30 protein-coding genes are annotated in these 18277 nt (G+C 47.0%); all 30 read right to left on the reverse strand.

Annotated features, from left to right (window positions below; translation table 11 throughout):
* Nucleotides 1-20: 20 nt before the first annotated feature.
* The 30 genes from BLU97_RS12735 to BLU97_RS12880 all read right to left on the reverse strand — a co-directional run bounded on the left by BLU97_RS12735 (nt 21) and on the right by BLU97_RS12880 (nt 18260).
* Nucleotides 21-1013, reverse strand: coding sequence for a DNA-directed RNA polymerase subunit alpha (locus BLU97_RS12735; RefSeq protein ID WP_013064365.1), 993 nt, complete (start codon nt 1011-1013; stop codon nt 21-23).
* 14 nt (nt 1014-1027) lie between these two features.
* Entirely contained in the window at nt 1028-1636 is a 609-nt protein-coding gene (gene rpsD / locus BLU97_RS12740) for a 30S ribosomal protein S4 (protein ID WP_013064747.1), read from the reverse strand.
* Between the two features lie 40 nt (nt 1637-1676).
* Nucleotides 1677-2066, reverse strand: a complete 390-nt coding sequence (gene rpsK / locus BLU97_RS12745; RefSeq protein WP_013063216.1) for a 30S ribosomal protein S11 — start codon at nt 2064-2066, stop codon at nt 1677-1679.
* Between the two features lie 32 nt (nt 2067-2098).
* Complete coding sequence (rpsM, locus tag BLU97_RS12750; protein ID WP_013065210.1) at nt 2099-2479, reverse strand: 30S ribosomal protein S13; 381 nt, start codon at nt 2477-2479, stop codon at nt 2099-2101.
* 112 nt (nt 2480-2591) lie between these two features.
* A complete protein-coding gene (gene rpmJ, locus BLU97_RS12755; RefSeq protein ID WP_009160995.1) occupies nt 2592-2708 on the reverse strand; it encodes a 50S ribosomal protein L36 in 117 nt (38 codons plus the stop codon).
* 15 nt (nt 2709-2723) lie between these two features.
* A complete protein-coding gene (gene infA, locus BLU97_RS12760; protein WP_004341775.1) occupies nt 2724-2942 on the reverse strand; it encodes a translation initiation factor IF-1 in 219 nt (72 codons plus the stop codon).
* Between the two features lie 9 nt (nt 2943-2951).
* Nucleotides 2952-3752: a type I methionyl aminopeptidase gene (gene map / locus BLU97_RS12765; RefSeq protein WP_013064374.1), complete on the reverse strand. Its 801-nt coding sequence runs from the start codon at nt 3750-3752 to the stop codon at nt 2952-2954.
* A 6-nt stretch (nt 3753-3758) separates the two neighbouring features.
* The gene (gene secY / locus BLU97_RS12770) at nt 3759-5099 is read right to left on the reverse strand and encodes a preprotein translocase subunit SecY (RefSeq protein ID WP_013063504.1); all 1341 of its coding nucleotides are present in this window, start codon (nt 5097-5099) and stop codon (nt 3759-3761) included.
* A gap of 8 nt (nt 5100-5107) precedes the next feature.
* Nucleotides 5108-5554, reverse strand: coding sequence for a 50S ribosomal protein L15 (gene rplO, locus BLU97_RS12775; protein ID WP_074761920.1), 447 nt, complete (start codon nt 5552-5554; stop codon nt 5108-5110).
* Between the two features lie 26 nt (nt 5555-5580).
* Nucleotides 5581-5757 (reverse strand): 50S ribosomal protein L30, encoded by a 177-nt coding sequence (gene rpmD / locus BLU97_RS12780; RefSeq protein WP_013063208.1) that lies wholly within the window; start codon nt 5755-5757, stop codon nt 5581-5583.
* Nucleotides 5758-5771: 14 nt separating this feature from the next.
* The gene (gene rpsE, locus BLU97_RS12785; protein ID WP_028902366.1) at nt 5772-6284 is read right to left on the reverse strand and encodes a 30S ribosomal protein S5; all 513 of its coding nucleotides are present in this window, start codon (nt 6282-6284) and stop codon (nt 5772-5774) included.
* A 6-nt stretch (nt 6285-6290) separates the two neighbouring features.
* Nucleotides 6291-6635 carry a 50S ribosomal protein L18 gene (gene rplR, locus BLU97_RS12790; protein ID WP_033149489.1) on the reverse strand — a complete coding sequence of 115 codons (345 nt, stop codon included), beginning with the start codon at nt 6633-6635 and terminating at the stop codon, nt 6291-6293.
* Between the two features lie 34 nt (nt 6636-6669).
* Complete coding sequence (gene rplF, locus BLU97_RS12795; protein WP_028902368.1) at nt 6670-7239, reverse strand: 50S ribosomal protein L6; 570 nt, start codon at nt 7237-7239, stop codon at nt 6670-6672.
* A gap of 14 nt (nt 7240-7253) precedes the next feature.
* Nucleotides 7254-7649, reverse strand: coding sequence for a 30S ribosomal protein S8 (gene rpsH, locus BLU97_RS12800; RefSeq protein WP_013064141.1), 396 nt, complete (start codon nt 7647-7649; stop codon nt 7254-7256).
* Between the two features lie 79 nt (nt 7650-7728).
* Nucleotides 7729-8031 (reverse strand): 30S ribosomal protein S14, encoded by a 303-nt coding sequence (gene rpsN, locus BLU97_RS12805; RefSeq protein ID WP_013063532.1) that lies wholly within the window; start codon nt 8029-8031, stop codon nt 7729-7731.
* A 5-nt stretch (nt 8032-8036) separates the two neighbouring features.
* On the reverse strand, nt 8037-8594 hold the full coding sequence (gene rplE / locus BLU97_RS12810; protein ID WP_013065667.1) for a 50S ribosomal protein L5: 558 nt from the start codon (nt 8592-8594) through the stop codon (nt 8037-8039).
* Complete coding sequence (gene rplX / locus BLU97_RS12815; protein WP_013065652.1) at nt 8594-8911, reverse strand: 50S ribosomal protein L24; 318 nt, start codon at nt 8909-8911, stop codon at nt 8594-8596. Before rplX ends, rplE begins: the two co-directional genes overlap by 1 nt.
* A 31-nt stretch (nt 8912-8942) precedes the next feature.
* Complete coding sequence (gene rplN, locus BLU97_RS12820) at nt 8943-9308, reverse strand: 50S ribosomal protein L14 (RefSeq protein ID WP_013065032.1); 366 nt, start codon at nt 9306-9308, stop codon at nt 8943-8945.
* A 2-nt stretch (nt 9309-9310) separates the two neighbouring features.
* Nucleotides 9311-9577: a 30S ribosomal protein S17 gene (gene rpsQ / locus BLU97_RS12825; protein ID WP_013063072.1), complete on the reverse strand. Its 267-nt coding sequence runs from the start codon at nt 9575-9577 to the stop codon at nt 9311-9313.
* A gap of 2 nt (nt 9578-9579) precedes the next feature.
* Nucleotides 9580-9774, reverse strand: a complete 195-nt coding sequence (gene rpmC / locus BLU97_RS12830; RefSeq protein ID WP_013065209.1) for a 50S ribosomal protein L29 — start codon at nt 9772-9774, stop codon at nt 9580-9582.
* A 6-nt stretch (nt 9775-9780) separates the two neighbouring features.
* Complete coding sequence (gene rplP / locus BLU97_RS12835) at nt 9781-10209, reverse strand: 50S ribosomal protein L16 (protein WP_013065278.1); 429 nt, start codon at nt 10207-10209, stop codon at nt 9781-9783.
* Between the two features lie 25 nt (nt 10210-10234).
* Complete coding sequence (rpsC, locus tag BLU97_RS12840; protein WP_013064542.1) at nt 10235-10957, reverse strand: 30S ribosomal protein S3; 723 nt, start codon at nt 10955-10957, stop codon at nt 10235-10237.
* Nucleotides 10958-10959: 2 nt separating this feature from the next.
* A complete protein-coding gene (gene rplV / locus BLU97_RS12845; protein WP_013064877.1) occupies nt 10960-11367 on the reverse strand; it encodes a 50S ribosomal protein L22 in 408 nt (135 codons plus the stop codon).
* Nucleotides 11368-11407: 40 nt separating this feature from the next.
* Nucleotides 11408-11674 (reverse strand): 30S ribosomal protein S19, encoded by a 267-nt coding sequence (rpsS, locus tag BLU97_RS12850; protein WP_013065476.1) that lies wholly within the window; start codon nt 11672-11674, stop codon nt 11408-11410.
* Nucleotides 11675-11695: 21 nt separating this feature from the next.
* Nucleotides 11696-12523, reverse strand: coding sequence for a 50S ribosomal protein L2 (gene rplB / locus BLU97_RS12855; protein WP_013064908.1), 828 nt, complete (start codon nt 12521-12523; stop codon nt 11696-11698).
* Between the two features lie 5 nt (nt 12524-12528).
* The gene (gene rplW / locus BLU97_RS12860; protein ID WP_013065472.1) at nt 12529-12876 is read right to left on the reverse strand and encodes a 50S ribosomal protein L23; all 348 of its coding nucleotides are present in this window, start codon (nt 12874-12876) and stop codon (nt 12529-12531) included.
* A 16-nt stretch (nt 12877-12892) separates the two neighbouring features.
* The gene (gene rplD / locus BLU97_RS12865; RefSeq protein ID WP_033149488.1) at nt 12893-13522 is read right to left on the reverse strand and encodes a 50S ribosomal protein L4; all 630 of its coding nucleotides are present in this window, start codon (nt 13520-13522) and stop codon (nt 12893-12895) included.
* A gap of 1 nt (nt 13523) precedes the next feature.
* The gene (gene rplC / locus BLU97_RS12870) at nt 13524-14138 is read right to left on the reverse strand and encodes a 50S ribosomal protein L3 (RefSeq protein WP_013064246.1); all 615 of its coding nucleotides are present in this window, start codon (nt 14136-14138) and stop codon (nt 13524-13526) included.
* 730 nt (nt 14139-14868) lie between these two features.
* On the reverse strand, nt 14869-17373 hold the full coding sequence (locus BLU97_RS12875; protein ID WP_139209028.1) for a TonB-dependent receptor: 2505 nt from the start codon (nt 17371-17373) through the stop codon (nt 14869-14871).
* On the reverse strand, nt 17370-18260 hold the full coding sequence (locus BLU97_RS12880) for a GLPGLI family protein (RefSeq protein ID WP_074761921.1): 891 nt from the start codon (nt 18258-18260) through the stop codon (nt 17370-17372). Before BLU97_RS12880 ends, BLU97_RS12875 begins: the two co-directional genes overlap by 4 nt.
* Nucleotides 18261-18277 lie beyond the last annotated feature (17 nt).

An 18277-nucleotide genomic window follows, 5' to 3' on the forward strand; every position in this document is an offset into this window, starting at 1 on the left:
TGCTTTTATTGGGCAAGAGATTACTCTCTGTCCAGTTTGTATTTTGAAATATCAGTTCCAAACGACAGATTCAGACTCTCGAGCAAATCATCAAGCTCAGTGAGCGATTTCTTACCAAAGTTACGGAACTTCAGGAGGTCTGTCTTGTTGTACTGTACCAGATCGCCAAGTGTCTCAACATCAGCGGCCTTGAGGCAGTTGAGTGCACGAACCGAGAGGTTCATGTCAACGAGACGAGTCTTAAGCAGCTGGCGCATGTGCAGGATCTCCTCGTCGAACTCCTGGTTGCTCTCAGTCTCAGAACTCTCGAGAGAGATCTTCTCGTCAGAGAACAGCATGAAGTGGTAGATGAGGATCTTAGCAGCCTCTTTCAGTGCATCCTTTGGGTGGATGGAACCGTCCGTAGTAACTTCGAGTACCAGCTTGTCATAGTCGGTCTTCTGTTCAACACGATATGGCTCAACAGCGTACTTGACGTTACGGATCGGAGTGTAAATAGAATCGATTGCAATTACATTCACGTCGGTGCAGAATTCGCGATTCTCATCGGCGGGTACATATCCACGACCTTTGTTGATTGTAATATCAATCTGCATCGATGCTTTGGAATCTAAATGACAAATCACCAAATCGGGATTTAACACTTCAAATCCAGAAAGATACTTGCTGATATCACCAGCCTTGAATTCTGTAGAATTCTCGACCGTGATACTTACTTTCTCGTTCTCGAATTCTTCTACTATTTGCTTGAATCGAACTTGCTTCAGATTCAAGATAATGTTGGTTACATCTTCCTTTACACCGGGAACTGATGAGAATTCATGCTCAACACCAGCAATACGGATGGTGTTGATAGCATAACCCTCGAGTGATGAAAGCAGAATGCGGCGAAGGGCGTTACCAATGGTTACACCAAAGCCAGGCTCCAAAGGACGGAATTCGAACTTGCCGAACTTGTCGTTGGCCTCCAACATTACGACTTTATCGGGTTTTTGAAATGCTAATATCGCCATTAATTTAAATGATTTTAGTTCTTAGAGTACAACTCAACGATTAACTGCTCCTTAATATTCTCGGGGATGTCGGCGCGCTCAGGCTTGTGCAGGAACTTACCGCCCTTTACATTCTCATCCCACTCAATCCAAGGATACTTGCTGTGATTGAAACCTGCGAGAGCAGCCTCAATAACCTCAAGTGACTTAGACTTCTCACGAACAGCTACAACCTGACCAGGCTTAACAGCATAAGAAGGAATATTAACAACCTGACCATCAACTGTAATGTGCTTGTGACCTACGAGCTGACGAGCAGCAGCGCGAGTTGGAGCAATACCAAGACGGAATACTACGTTGTCGAGACGACTCTCGAGGTTCTGCAGCAGAACCTCACCAGTGATACCCTCAGCCTTAGCTGCCTTCTCAAACATATTACGGAACTGACGCTCGAGTACACCATAGGTATACTTGGCTTTCTGCTTCTCTGCCAGCATGACTGCATACTCCGACATCTTACGACGACGGTTGTTGCCATGCTGTCCAGGAGGGAAGTTTCTCCTAGACAAAACTTTGTCTGCGCCGAAGATGGGCTCACCAAAACGACGCGCAATTTTTGATTTCGGTCCTAAATATCTTGCCATAATAATAAAATATGTTTCTTCTTAATAATCCTTCTAATAATTATACGCGACGACGCTTTGGAGGACGACATCCGTTGTGTGGCAGTGGAGTTACATCGATGATCTCCATTACCTCGATACCAGCACCATGAATGGCACGGATAGCTGACTCACGACCGTTACCAGGACCCTTAACATAAGCCTTAACCTTACGAAGACCCAGGTCGTAAGCAACCTTAGCGCAATCCTCAGCAGCCATCTGGGCAGCATAAGGAGTATTCTTCTTTGAGCCACGGAAGCCCATCTTACCAGCTGATGACCAAGAGATGATCTGACCCTCGTCGTTAGCCAGCGATACAATAATATTATTAAAAGAACTGTGTACGTGGAGCTGGCCGATAGCGTTTACTCTCACGTTTCTCTTCTTTGAAGTGACTGTTTTCTTTGCCATAATTCCTAATTTCTTAAATGTTCAACTTTGAATTACTTCGTAGCCTTCTTCTTGTTAGCAACAGTCTTCTTCTTGCCCTTACGAGTACGAGCATTATTCTTAGTGCTCTGACCGCGAACGGGAAGACCGTTACGATGACGGACGCCACGATAGCAACCAATATCCATCAGTCGCTTGATATTCAACTGGATCTCTGAACGGAGATCACCTTCTACTTTGAATTCAGCGCCGATAATTTCACGGATTTTGGCTGCCTGGTCGTCAGTCCACTCGTTAACCTTCAGGTCACGGCTGACACCTGCCTTATCCAATATCTTTGCTGAACTACTTCGACCAATACCGTAGATATAGGTCAATGCGATTTCGCCACGCTTATTCTGGGGCAAATCTACTCCAACAATTCTTATTGCCATTGTTAATTAAAAAGATAAAAATAAATTACTCTAAAAATTACATTTCTTGCTAAAAAGCATGCAAAGGTACGAAGAATTTTTCAATTCTCCGCCATTTTATGCATTTTTAACATTAACCCTGACGCATTTTATACTTAGGGTTCTTCTTGTTGATAACGAACAGGCGGCCCTTACGACGTACGATTTTGCAGTCTGGGGTACGCTTCTTCAATGATGCTCTTGTCTTCATATTAATTCGTATTGTTTATTTGTATCTGAATACAATTCGTCCCTTTGTCAGGTCATAGGGGCTCATTTCCACCTTAACCTTATCACCGGGGAGGATCTTGATATAGTGCATTCTCATCTTACCAGAGATATGCGCAATAATCTGGACCCCATTTTCAAGTTCTACACGAAACATCGCATTCGACAGCGATTCTACAATTGTTCCGTCCTGCTCAATAGCGGATTGCTTTGCCATACTTAATGTTTAATATAACTTACCTTCTAATTTCTCCACTTCTTCAAAAGAAGACAGGATCTCGGCCTGACCTTTTCTTACAGCAATGGTATGCTCGAAATGAGCAGCAGGTTTTCCGTCACGAGTACGGATAGTCCAGCGATCAGCATCCATCCAGATGGCTCGGTTACCCATTGTTACCATAGGCTCGATAGCCAAGCACATACCAGCTTTCAGCATGATACCGTTGCCACGTCGACCATAGTTAGGCACCTGTGGGTCTTCGTGCATCTCGCGACCGATACCATGACCGGTCAACTCACGTACGATGCCGTACTTCTGTGCCTCACAATGCTCCTGCACTGCAGCGCTGATATCCCCCAGGTGTTTGCCTGCAACGGCACTTTCGATACCTTTGTAAAGCGACTCCTTGGTAGTCTTCAACAGCTGCTTGACCTCGTCGGAAACCTCGCCCACACAGAATGTGTAACACGAATCGCCATTAAAGCCGTTCAACAGTGTGCCGCAGTCGATCGAAATGATGTCGCCCTCTTTGAGAACAGTCTCAGCGTTGGGCACGCCATGAACTACTACGTCGTTCACCGATGTGCAGATGCTGGCAGGAAACGGCCCTCCATATGGATTGGGGAAACCCTTGAAAGTTGGGATAGCACCATTATCTCTAATGAACTCATCCGCTATCTTATCCAACTGGAGGGTCGTTATACCAGGCTTAATATGTTTAGCCAATTCGCCAAGCGTTTTGCCAACAAGTTGGTTGGCCTGGCGCATCAGCTCTATCTCATCTTCAGTCTTTAGATATATCTTCATAGAAGATTAGTATGCGGCCATTCCACGTCCGTGAATACGACCAGAACTGAGCAGACCGTCGTAATGACGCATCAGCAGGTGACTCTCGATCTGAGCGAGTGTGTCGAGCACAACGCCCACCAGAATCAGCAACGATGTTCCACCGAAGAACTGAGAGAACGCATCCTGAACATTCAGCAAGCTTGCCAATGCAGGCATGATAGCGATGAATGCGATGAACAATGAACCGGGGAGAGTAATGCGACTCATTACTGTGTCGATGTACTCAGCGGTCTCCTTACCGGGCTTAACACCGGGGATGAAACCATTGTTACGCTTCATGTCCTCAGCCATCTGAGTAGGATTCAGAGTGATGGCTGTGTAGAAGTATGTGAAAGCGATAATCAGTATAGCGAAAATGATGTTGTAGGTCCAGCTGTGATGATCGAGCATCGTGCGAACGAACCAACTTGCATTCTCAGGAGCTGAATACTGTACGATAGTCAATGGAATGAACATCAGAGCCTGAGCAAAGATGATAGGCATTACATTGGCAGCGAACAGCTTCAGGGGGATATACTGACGTGCTCCACCTACCTGCTTGTTACCTACGAGGCGCTTAGCGTACTGAACGGGCACTTTGCGAACACCCTGCACCAGAACAATTGATGCGCAAACAACTGCATAGAGAATGATGATCTCGACCAAGAACATAACCAGTCCACCACCAGTGATGGCAGTGAATCGCGAGCTAACCTCCTGGATGAAAGCCTGAGGCAGACGAGCGATAATACCGATCATGATAATGAGCGAGATACCATTACCTATACCCTTATCCGTAATGCGCTCACCCAACCACAGGATAAACATGCTACCTGCAGCCAGAATGATAACAGCAGGAACCATGAAGTATGACCATGAGATGCCTGTTGCCAGAGCAGCTCCCGAAGTCATCTTCAGGTTCATCAGGTAACCCGGTGCCTGGAACATCAGGATGGCTACGGTGAGCCAACGGGTGTACATGCTGATCTTCTTGCGGCCGCTTTCACCTTCGCGCTGCATTTTCTGCACGTAGGGAACAGCGACAGCAAGAAGCTGCATTACGATAGAAGCAGAGATGTAAGGCATGATTCCAAGCGCAAAGATAGATGCGTTGGAGAATGCACCACCGGAGAACATGTCGAGCAATGACATCAAACCACCGGCAGTCTGTGACTGCAATTGGCTTAACATGGCTGGGTTGATACCAGGAAGTACAACGAACGAACCAAAACGATAAATTGCTACGAACAGGAGAGTGATGAGGATGCGCTGGCGCAAGTCCTCAATCTTCCAGATGTTCTTCAGTGTCTCTATTAACTTCTTCATTTTTAATGTTAGATTTTTGTTGCGTTACCACCTACTGCCTTGATTGCCTCTTCAGCAGTCTTTGAGAAAGCGTTAGCTTCTACGTCAACCTTAGCCTTGAGCTCACCGTTGCCAAGAACCTTTACCAGCTCCTTGCCATTGGTAAGACCAGCAGCGATCAACTCCTCAATGCCGATCTTGGTGAGGTTCTTCTCCTCAGCAAGCTTCTGCAGTGTAGAGAGGTTAACTGCAAAGTACTCTTTGTGGTTGATGTTCTTGAAACCAGACTTCGGAACGCGACGCTGGAGTGGCATCTGACCACCTTCGAATCCAATCTTTCTCTTATAACCAGAACGAGCCTTGGCACCCTTGTGACCACGAGTAGAAGTACCACCCAGACCTGAACCAGGTCCGCGACCGATACGACGACTTGAGTGGGTAGAACCCTCAGCCGGCTTTAAATTATTCAGTTTCATAATCGAATCTACTTTTAAAATGTTAATTACTCAACGACTGTTACCAGGTGGTGTACCTTACGGATCATGCCACGGATTGAAGGAGTATCCTCTACCTCAACAACCTGAGAGATCTTGCGCAGGCCGAGAGCCTCGAGAGTGCGCTTCTGATCAACTGGATAACCGATCTTACTCTTAATCTGCTTTACCTTAATTGTTGCCATAGTTATTTTCTCCTTTAACCTCTAAATACTTTATCCATACTGATTCCACGAGTACCTGCTACAGTATAGGCATCACGCATCTGACTCAGAGCTACGATAGTTGCCTTAACCAGGTTGTGAGGGTTAGATGAGCCCTTTGACTTAGCGAGCACATCCTTGATACCAACACTCTCCAGTACGGCACGCATAGCACCACCGGCAACAAGACCGGTACCAGCAGCAGCTGGCTTCAGGAATACCTGAGCACCGCCGAAGCGAGCCTCCATCTCATGAGGGATGGTACCCTTGAGTACGGGAACTTTAACAAGATTCTTCTTAGCTGCCTCAACACCCTTGGCGATAGCTGCTGTAACCTCACCAGCCTTACCAAGACCCCAGCCGATGATGCCGTTGCCGTCGCCGACAACTACAATGGCTGCGAATGTAAAGGTGCGACCTCCCTTTGTTACCTTGGTAACACGGTTGATGGCAACCAGTCTGTCTTTCAACTCTACGTCACTATTTACTTTAACTTTGTTCATTGCCATAATCGTTTAGAATTTAAGTCCACCTTTACGAGCTGCGTCTGCAAGCGACTTTACGCGGCCGTGATACAGATAACCGTTACGGTCGAAGACAACGGCGCTAACGCCAGCCTCCTGAGCCTTCTTGGCTACCAGCTCACCTACCTTCTCAGCCTGCTCGATCTTAGGCATAGCCTCGAGACCCAGTGAAGATGCAGAAGCAAGTGTTTTACCTTCCAAATCATTGATCACCTGAGCATAGATCTGCTTGTTGCTGCGGAAAACGCTCAGACGAGGACGCTCGGCTGTGCCGAATACGTTCTTACGAATTCTATATTTGATCTTAATTCGTCTTTCTACTTTCTTTGTTGTCATAATCTTCAATTTTTAATGATGTTAATTTTCAAGATTACTTAGCTGAAGCTGACTTACCCGACTTACGACGGATAACCTCACCCTTGAACAAAATACCCTTTCCTTTGTAAGGCTCAGGCATACGGAAAGAACGAATCTTAGCACAAATCAGACCGAGCAGTGCCTTGTCGCATGACTCGAGGATAATCTGAGGATTCTGGTTACGCTCAGACTTGGTCTCAACCTTAACCTCCTGAGGAAGCTGGATGAAGATGGGGTGAGTATAACCCAGAGCGAACTCGATGATGTTACCCTGGTTAGAAACACGGTAACCTACACCTACGAGCTCCATCTCCTTCTTATAACCTTCGCTTACGCCTACTACCATGTTGTTAACAAGCGCACGATACAGACCGTGGAAAGCCTGCTTCTGCTTGATGTTAACAGGGCTGTTCTCGTCGATCTCAAACTTAATCTGACCGTCCTCGATAGTCATCTTGATAGAGGGGTCAACCTTCTGTGTCAGCTCTCCCTTTGGACCCTTAACGGTTACAACACCGTCCTTGTCCTGAGCAACAGTAACGCCTGCAGGGATACTAATTGGCAATTTTCCTATTCTTGACATATTCTATCCTCCAATTAATATACATAGCAAAGAACCTCACCACCGATCTTCAGGGCTGCGGCCTCTTTGTCTGTCATTACACCTTTAGACGTGGAAAGGATGGCAATTCCAAGTCCGTTAATTACTCTCGGCATGTCTTTGTAGCCAGTGTACTGGCGAAGACCTGGGGTTGAAACTCGCTTCAAGCACTTGATAGCGTTCTCACGAGTAGCTGGGTTGTACTTCAAAGCAACCTTGATGGTACCCTGAGGACCATCCTCGATGAACTTGTAGTTCAGGATGTAACCCTTCTCGAAGAGGATCTTAGTGATCTCTTTCTTCAAGTTTGACGCAGGAACCTCAACGACACGGTGATGTGCCATGATGGCGTTTCTGAGTCTTGTCAGATAATCTGCTATTGGATCTGTCATAAAATAAATGTTTTAATTAATCGGGACTACCCCGACAATATTAAATTAATAAATCTCTTTTTTGCTTAAATCAGGTAGATTACCAGCTGGCCTTCTTTACTCCAGGAATCAGACCGTTTGATGCCATCTCACGGAACTGGATACGAGAAAGACCGAACTGACGCATATATCCCTTTGGACGACCTGTGATCTTGCAACGGTTGTGCAGACGGATAGGGTTAGCGTTCTTAGGGATGCTCTGCAACTTGCGAGCTGCCTCATAAGCCTCTGCGGGATCCTCAGTAGTAGCGATCACCTTCTTCAGAGTTGCACGTTTCTCAGCGTAGCGAGCAACGAGCTTAGCGCGCTTTACCTCGCGGGCTTTCATTGATTCTTTTGCCATATCTCTTAATCGTTTTTAGCGTTCTTGAATGGAAGACCGAAAGCCTTCAGCAGTGCGAAACCTTCCTCGTCGGTCTGAGCCGATGTAACGAAGGTGATGTTCATACCCTGAATGCGGTCAACTGAATCGATATTGATCTCTGGGAAGATAATCTGCTCCTGGATACCCAGTGTGTAGTTACCACGGCCGTCGAACTTGCTCTCGATACCCTTGAAGTCGCGGATACGAGGGAGAGCGATGCGAACGAGCTTCTCGAGGAACTCGTACATGCGCTCACGACGAAGAGTTACCATCACACCGATAGGCATCTTCTTACGAAGCTTGAAGTTTGCGATATCCTTCTTAGAATATGTAGCAACTGCCTTCTGACCACAGATAGCGGTAATCTCGTTGATAGCAACCTCGATGATCTTCTTATCCTGAGTAGCATCACCAAGACCCTGGTTTACTACGATCTTCTTCAGGACAGGAATCTGCATTGCAGAAGTGTAGTTGAACTGCTTCTGAAGAGCAGGAGCAATCTTCTCCTTGTACTCTTTCTTTAACTGTGCTGTATTTGCCATTACTTAATCTCCTCTCCTGACTTTTTAGCGATACGAACGACATTCTTACCCTCGCGCTTGATAGCAACACGGGTAGCCTTGCCACTCTTCGGATCAATCAAACTAATATTCGAAATGTGAATAGGAGCCTCCATCTTCACAAAGCCTCCCTGAGGATTCTTGGCGCTTGGCTTGGCACTCTTGTTCACCATGTTGATACCCTCTACGAGAGCACGCTGCTTGTCGGTCAGAACCTTCAGTACCTTACCAGTCTTGCCCTTGTCCTCACCGGCCAGAACGATGACTGTATCGTTTTTCTTAATATTGAACTTTGCCATTTCTTCTTTACTTTTTTACTTGTTTACCTTTTTACAGTACCTCAGGTGCCAAAGAAACGACCTTCATATTCACGGCACGGAGCTCACGGGCAACGGGGCCGAAGATACGGCTACCGCGGAGCTCACCTGCATTGTTCAGCAGTACGCAGGCATTGTCGTCGAAACGGATGTAAGAACCATCAGCACGACGGATTTCCTTCTTAGTGCGAACAACCAAAGCCTTTGATACTGCACCCTTCTTTACATCACTTGTAGGGATCGCGTTCTTGATAGACACAACGATGATATCACCTACGCTGGCATAACGGCGCTTGGTACCGCCCAATACACGGATGCAGAGAGCCTCGCGTGCACCGCTGTTGTCAGCTACTGTAAGTCTTGATTCTGTCTGTATCATAATTACTTAGCTTTTTCTACGATGTTAACTAATCTCCATCTCTTTGTCTTTGACAGAGGACGGGTTTCCATAATGAGCACTGTATCACCTACATTGCACTCGTTATTCTCATCGTGTGCGTGATACTTCTTTGTCTTCTGGACAAACTTACCATACATAGGGTGCTTCTCCTTGAACTTGGCTGCAATAACAATGGTTTTATCCATCTTGTTGCTGATAACGACACCCTGTCTTGTCTTTCTTAAATTTCTTGTTTCCATCTGGACCATTGTTATTTATTAAGTTCTCTCTGATGAAGTTCTGATTTCATTCGTGCGATATCGCGACGAGCGGCCTTAATCTGAGATGGATTCTCAAGTGGAGTGATTGCGTGGTTCAACTTCATCTGGTTGTACTTTGCAACCTCAGCCTCAATGCGCTCTGCCAGATCCTTGGTCTCGAGCTCTCTTACTTCTTTAATCTTCATACTCAATTAAGCGTTTTTATCGAAATCACGTCTTACAACAAACTTAGTCTTTACGGGCAGCTTCTGAGCACCGAGGCGAAGAGCCTCCTTAGCGATGTCGAAAGGTACACCCTCTACTTCAAAGAGAATACGGCCTGGTGTAACAGGTGCAACCCATCCTGCGGGATCTCCCTTACCTTTACCCATTCGCACGTCAGCAGGCTTGCGAGTGATTGGCTTATCAGGGAAGATGCGAATCCATACCTGACCTTCACGGTTCATATAACGATTGATAGCAACACGGGCTGCCTCAATCTGGCGGCTGTCGATCCACTTGGCATCCAATGTCTTGATACCGAAAGATCCGAAAGCCAGTGTTGTTCCTCTGTGGGCGTTGCCTTTGTTGCCGCGTCCATCCTGAGGTCTTCTATATCTTACTCTTTTGGGCTGTAACATAATAAGTTTCTACTTTAAATCGTTATTACTTCTTCTTATTACGGAACTTTCTGTCACGACCATTACCGCCGTTAGAGCGACCATTTGATTTCTCCTGAGTGAAGTTAGGTGCGAGGTCAACGTTTCCGTAGATCTCACCACGGCAAATCCATACCTTGATACCCAGAATACCAACCTTGGTCAGAGCCTCAGCGTGGCAGTAGTCAATGTCAGCACGATAAGTGTGCAGAGGAGTACGACCCTCCTTCAGCATCTCGCTACGTGCGATTTCAGCTCCATTAAGACGACCTGAAATCTGAACCTTAATACCCTCGGCACCAGCACGCATTGTGTTCTGGATAGCCATCTTGATGGCACGGCGATAAGCGATCTTACCCTCTACCTGGCGAGCGATGTTGTTGGCAACAATCGTGGCATCGAGCTCAGGACGCTTTACCTCGAAGATATTAATCTGAATCTCCTTATCATAGAGCTTCTTCAGTTCTTCCTTCAGTTTGTCGACATCTTGTCCACCTTTACCAATGACGAGACCTGGACGGGCTGTGCAAATAGTAATGGTAACCAGCTTCAATGTGCGCTCGATGACAATCTTCGATACGCTGGCCTTAGCCAGACGCTCGTTCAGGTACTTACGGATTTTCTGATCCTCTACCAGGTTATCTCCGAAGTCCTTGCCTCCGAACCAATTTGAATCCCAACCTCTTACGATTCCAAGACGGTTGCTAATTGGATTAACTTTCTGTCCCATACTTATTCTTTTACATCATTAGTTTTAGCATCAACAAACAGAGTCACGTGATTAGAACGCTTGCGGATACGATAGCCGCGACCCTGTGGTGCAGGTCTCATTCTCTTCATTGTAACACCCTCGTCAACGAATACGCGAGTGATGAACAGCTCACCATCCTCAGCCTTGCGATCGTTCTTGGCTTCCCAGTTAGCGATGGCCGAACGGAGGAGTTTCTCTACATTAGCTGCAGCTGCCTTCTTCGAGAAACGGAGTACACCCAGAGCGCGATTTACCTCCATGCCGCGGATCATGTCCACAACATAGCGCATCTTGCGGGGTGAAGAGGGGCAGCCGTTGAGCTTGGCAAAATACTGTGTCTTAAGTGCTGCTTTTCTTTCTTCAGCCTTAATATGTTTTCTTGCTCCCATTTTAATTCTTTAATTTTTTAATTCTTAATTCTCCCTGGGATTACTTCTTGTTACCGGCGTGACCACCGAAACGACGTGTAGGTGCAAACTCTCCGAGCTTGTGACCAACCATGTTTTCTGTAACGTAAACAGGGATAAATTTGTTACCGTTATGAACTGCAACAGTGTGTCCCACGAAATCGGGTGAGATCATTGATGCTCTGGCCCATGTCTTAACGACATTCTTCTTACCACTCTCATTCATAGCGAGAATCTTCTTCTCGAGTGATACGTTGATGTATGGACCCTTCTTTAATGAACGACTCATAATTTACTCTAATTAACTTGTTTACTTCTTGTTAGCTCTTTCAATAATGTACTTGTTTGAAAGCTTCTTAGGTGCACGAGTCTTAAGACCCTTAGCGTACAAGCCCTTACGTGAACGTGGGTGACCTCCAGACTGACGTCCTTCACCACCACCCATTGGGTGATCATGTGGGTTCATAACTACACCACGGTTGTGAGGACGCTGACCCAACCAGCGAGAGCGACCAGCCTTACCTGATGCCTCCAGAGCGTGATCTGAGTTACCTACACTACCTACAGTTGCTTTACAAGCTGAGAGAATCTGACGAGTCTCGCCTGAAGGAAGCTTGATTACACAATAGCTACCCTCACGAGAAGTCAACTGAGCGAAATTACCAGCCGAACGAACCAGCTTGGCCCCCTGACCAGGACGCATCTCAATGTTGTGGATGACTGTACCTACAGGGATGTTTGCCAAAGGAAGGGCGTTACCAACCTCGGGTACTGCATCAGCACCCGACATCAGAGTTGCACCAACCTGCAGTCCATTAGGAGCAATGATATAACGTTTTTCACCATCAGCGTAGAAAAGAAGTGCAATGCGAGCTGAACGGTTAGGATCGTACTCGATTGTCTTTACTACAGCTGGAACACCATCTTTCTCTCGCTTGAAGTCGATCAGACGATACTTCTTCTTGTGACCACCGCCCATGTAGCGAACAGTCATCTTACCGGTGTTGTTTCGACCACCGGTTGAACGCTTACCGTAAACGAGAGACTTCTCTGGCACGGATGCAGTAATATCCTCGAACGTGCCAATAATCTTGTGTCTTTGACCCGGAGTTACGGGCTTTAATTTACGTACTGCCATTTTTATTACTGAATATTGCTATAAAAATCAATTACATCGCCCTCCTTAAGAGTAACGATTGCCTTCTTGAACGCGTTCTTCTGACCCTTGATCAGACCAGCCTTAGTGTAGCGTGAGCTACGCTTGCCGGCGTAACGAACAGTGTTCACGTCGATTACTGTAACATTGTACAGAGCCTCAACCTCATTCTTAATCTCAAGCTTATTAGCCTCAGGACGAACGATGAAACCATACTTGGCCTCAGCCTTCTTGGTACGCTCCTCGCCCTTTACCTTATAAGTTTTCTCTACAGAAGACTTGTCTGTAATCTTGGTCATCTTCTCAGTGACCAGGGGTTTAATGATAAATGCCATATCCTTAGTCCTCCTTTTACTTGTTTAAGATACCGTCGATTGTCTCCAGCGACTTCTCAGTGATAACGAGTACATCAGCGTTCAGCACCTTGTAGGTGTTAACCAGTGAAGCCTCCATTACCTCTGTGCCCTGCAGATTGCGAGCCGACAGATATACATTGTTATTAGTACCTGACATTACGAAGAGAGTCTTCTTGCCGTCAACCTTCAGGTTCTTTGCAATGTTGATGAACTCCTTAGTCTTAGGAGCCTCCATGGTGAAGTCCTCAACAACTACGATTGCATTCTCCTGAGCCTTGTATGACAGAGCTGACTTACGAGCAAGAGCCTTAACCTTCTTATTCAGCTTGAAGCTGTAGTCACGAGGTGTAGGACCAAACACACGACCACCACCACGCAGCAGAGGTGAGTTGATATCTCCGTGACGGGCACCGCCGCCACCCTTCTGACGTCCAAGCTTACGAGTAGAACCAGAAATCTCGCTTCTCTCCTTTGACTTAGCTGTACCCTGACGCTGGTTAGCGAGATACTGCTTAACGTCCAGGTAGAGAACGTGGTCATTAGGTTCAATACCGAAGATAGCCTCGTTCAGAGTTACCTTACGTCCGGTCTCCTGACCTTTGATATTCAATACGCTAACTTCCATCTTACTTGTTAATTAAAACAGTTGAACCATTATAACCAGCGCAGCTACCCTTAACAAGGATAAGATTGTGCTCTGGAATTACCTTTAACACTTTGAGGTTCTGAGTAGTAACTCGATCGCCTCCCATCTGGCCGCCCATGCGCATTCCCTTGAATACCTTGGCGGGATAAGAACAGGCACCGATAGAACCTGGCTTACGCAGACGGTCGTCCTGACCGTGAGTAGCCTGGCCTACGCCACCAAAACCATGACGCTTCACAACGCCCTGAAAACCTTTACCTTTTGAAGTTCCTACAACGTCAACAAACTCGGCACCCTCGAAGATGTCGACTGTAACGGTGTCACCGAGATTCAACTCGGTATCAAACTTGAACTCGGCCAAGTGGGCCTTTGGTGTAGTGTTAGCCTTCTTGAAGATACCCATCATTGCTTTTGTGGTATTCTTCTCCTTCTTCTCACCGAAGGCGAGCTGAACAGCCTCATAGCCATCCTTCTCTACAGACTTAACCTGAGTTACAACACAAGGACCAGCTTCGATAACAGTGCACGGTACATTCTTACCGTCGGCACTGAAAACGGATGTCATTCCGATTTTTCTTCCAATTAATCCTGGCATTTCAGTTTAAAATTAATAATGTTTATAAAATATATAATAAATGTTCCTTTTTAAGTGGCTCTCGCAACTTCCGTGCACACAAAACACCCACTTAAAAAGGAACTTCAACTACTTCGTTTTCGAAGGCTAAGTCGCTATTTATCAGGGCATTGTTAGCTCCACGGCCAGCGCAATACTCACTTTTGCGGGTGCAAAGGTACAAATAATATATAATATACGCAAACTTTGTTAGCACTTAGTAGTAACTTTTAAGTATTTTTATATTTTACACCTCCAAAAACACAACATTTCTGACTTTTGGAAGCCGAGGTAAGGTATGAGTTGTTCAGATAATCTGCGTGAACTGTCCAGATAATCTCTATCAGTTGTTCGGATAATCCCTATAAGGGTATAGAGATAATCCGAGCGAGTCGTTCGATACGTCTGAGCAAGGCATAAGTGCCATCCCAACAGTCTATATGCTTCTAACATAATCGCCATTAAAAATAAAACTATCTCTAACTTACTGATATTTAATACATTACATATAATATGTGATTTAGTGAATTAGATATATATAACTTTTATTATAGAAAAAAGGAAAATGTATAACATTAATATTTTTGAATAGAAAATGTTGCATATTATAAATTCACCAAATCACACTTTAATCAAATTAGCACGTTAAATTACTGATGTTCAACAACTTAGACTATTACACCTTCTTCATATTTTACATCAAAAAGATTAATTACAACGAGAACTCGGCGGAGAGGATGAGCTCGCGGGGACGGAGGAGGTAGTTGGTGGTTGAGGTGGCGATACCCGTGTAGATGGTCTCCTCGTAGGCTTGCTTGTTGAACAGGTTATTGAGAGCGGCCTTCAGTCGGACAGTCTTCAATCGCCAGGTAACCGAAGCATCGCTGAGCAGGGTGTTCAGGGTGTTGCCGGCCTGCAGCTCGTTGCGGTGATGCACAAACTTCCACGAGAGATCAACCTTGCCGATAGTGGAAGTGAGCACCAGCTGCTGGCGCCAGTTGAACAGCGTGGTATGCGAACTGCCAGTCGTTTTATTGCCATTGAGCGAGAAACTGGCACTGTAGTCGAACTCGCACCAAGCGGGCGAAACAATAACACCCGGCGTAAGCGTAAGCGACTGGGTGGTATAACTGTACCACTCACCTGCCGACAGCTGGCGACCTTTGCTTAACGAGCCATTGATGCCCAGGCTCAACTTGGTCTTGATGGCATAGAAGCCTTTCTGTATGCTGGCACCGCCACTCAGAAAGTCGTTCTGACTATGGAGCTCCTTCAGGGTATAGTAATAGCAGCCATCGATAATCTGCATATCGTTGGTGGTGTTGTTCCAACTGCGCTGCACCGTGAGATTGACAGTGGCAAAGAGTTCGCGGATAGGACGCTTATACCGATAGCCCAACGAGGCATAAACCTGACGGTTGACGGGTATCAAGTCGGCAGCTTTGTACCACGTGCGATAATCACGGCGATAACTGTCGAGGGCATAGTTCTGCATACCACCCATCGTTTGTACGTAGGCACTACCGAGATGAATTTCGGAACGGGTATCAGGGTTCCAATAAGCAGAGAGCACGGGATGCAGATAGAGCATAGACTGCTGCTGACGGACGTAACGCTGGAAAGTAAGCGTGGGCGATAGTGAGAACGTGACTTTATCGGTGCGATACTGCCAGCGAGGGCGCGCCTCGATGGTGAGGTGCAGGTTGTCGGTGTGGTTTACATAAACATCCTCACCCTCGACAAACAGGTTGTAGGTATGCGTTATCTTACCACTCTTACGCTGCCAGCCCAGCAGGTGGGCGGTGTGCCAGAGGTTGGTGCGCAGACGATTGCGATCAGCATCGAGATAGAGGTCGCTCACGCTATGATGGTAGTCGAGGACAGATTTCCAGGTGAGCTGTGCCCCACTCTTTAACGAATACATACGATACAGCGAGCCCTCGAGAGCGAGCTGTGGCACACGGATGCGCTGCACAGGCTCGTTAGTGCCGAATAGCGACAGGCCATCGCCTTGGCGGGCACCTATGCTAAGCATCTCGTTGCCATAGGCTTTTTCGGTATTTACCTTACGCTCTACCTCAGCCGAGAAGTTATCGGTAATAATGGTCTTCTGCTGCTGTTCGGTGGTAACGGTGGGTGACTCGCCATCAAGATAGTAGGCCGTACGGTTCTCGGTGGATTGCCGCATCACACTACGGTCGTACTGGGCAGCCACGCGCAGTTCGCCATCATTCTTTGTTTTCCTGACGCTGTTGATGCCATAGCGCTGCGAGGTATTGAAACGCAGGCGCTCCTCGTCGAGTGGTGCCGAGAGCGATGGCACACTGAACCACGAGGGAATGCGACCACCATCCAGACGGTTGTAATTACCGCCTAAGATCTGATACGACTCACTGAGGTCGATGCCCTTGCGGTCGTAGGCCACATCGTACATCAGCTGTTTCTTCTTGCCTATCTGTCGGATATTGGCCGTACCTCCCACATGCGTTGGATCGCCTACCAACAGGTAGGGTATCAGTGTGGCCATCAAACGGTCGCGCGCCTCGTCCTTCAAAGTAACGTTCATACCCACATCTTCGGTATAAACCTTATCACGCAAGGCCTTGATAGGCTGGTCGTGCTCTACAATCTCGGCTTTCTCCACATCCTTGGCACGGATATTCTCCGTGAGCTGGTTATAGCGGCCACCCGTGAGATCGAGCCCTTCGACGGTAAAGCGCTTTACCTGTTGGTTATTATAGTATATCTTGCCGTTCGATGCCACATCCACGCCTGGCAGTTTTTTCAGCACATCCTTCAGAGAGTTGTCGCGGTCGCTGGTAAAACGTGTCAGGTCGAAGGTGATGGTGTCGCGCCCCGTAATACGACTGCCCTGTACCTTTACCTCTTTCAAGGCGAAGGCCTCGGATGGCAATGAGAGTACAACAGGCTTGTTAGCGCTTTTCATAGGCACGCCACGCCTGCGTTTGCCAAAGCCGAGCATGGTGGCCTGCAGCTGGTCACCCATGGCAACCTGATCAACCGTGATGGCAAACTCGCCATCAGCATTGGTCCGGGCAAACTTAACGGTCTTACCCTTACGCAGATACATCACACTGGCACTGACCAACCGCTCGTGGGTGGCAGAATCCTCGACTAAGCCATGCACCGTTACCTGTGCAGAGGCACCAAGCGCCTGCATCAGCAACAGCATCAACAGAATGACACCGTTTTTCACTGCAACTCTATGAGATTAAACTTGGGGCGATCAATCTTATCGAGTTTCGAGCCGTCGGAGTTCATGATCACAATCTTAGCCCCAGTGCCCGCCATCTGCTTGAGTACATCATTCGGATCGTAGCTCTCCTTCAAACGACGGAAGTCCTTCTGACTCACTTTCTCACGTTTCATCTTGATGAAGGTAATCGGTTCGCCATCGGGCTGTTCCATTCCCTGTCCGTCGAAGATGAACTGACGACTGCTGTCGTAGGCCTTGAGAATGAGACCAGGCAGACCGCGCAGTTTCCATGGTCCCTCGTCGAGAGGGATATCCTCGGTGTACCAGGCGTACCACTGGCGGCCTTTGAAATGGGTGGTAGCCAACTGACAGGTATAACCCATGATATCAGCCGTAGAATCGGGCAGTATGGTCCATTCGGGTGTTTCCATCTTCTCCTCAATCTGACACTTTGCTTCACCCGCCACATCTAACATCAAGGTTTTACCTTTCTCTGGATAGTTCTTATAGAACACCATCGACAGGATACCAGCCTTGGGCAGGTCTCTCAGGTCAAAATCCCCCTTTTCTATCTTCTCACGCATCAACTTCATGCGAACCGCAGCCGAATAGCTGTAGAACTTCGACACGCCATCGGCACTGATATCAAGACGCATCTCATCGTCGCGATATTTATAGGGTTTGGTAAGGGTATCGTTAACAGCCTTCGACTGGTAGGTGATACGATAGGTTGCATTAGCAACTGCCAACGTATCGTTCTTACCTTTCTTCTTAGCCTCCTTGGCTGGCATTTTCATCTGGCTCTTATCAATCACCATGCCACCAATCTGCTGTGCCTGCGCCATCATACTGAAAGCCAGCAGGATAGAAATCATGAATATTCTCATTGTTTATAACAGTTTTT

The sequence above is a fragment of the Xylanibacter ruminicola genome (genome assembly GCF_900107775.1).
Taxonomy (GTDB): Bacteria; Bacteroidota; Bacteroidia; order Bacteroidales; family Bacteroidaceae; genus Prevotella; species Prevotella ruminicola_C.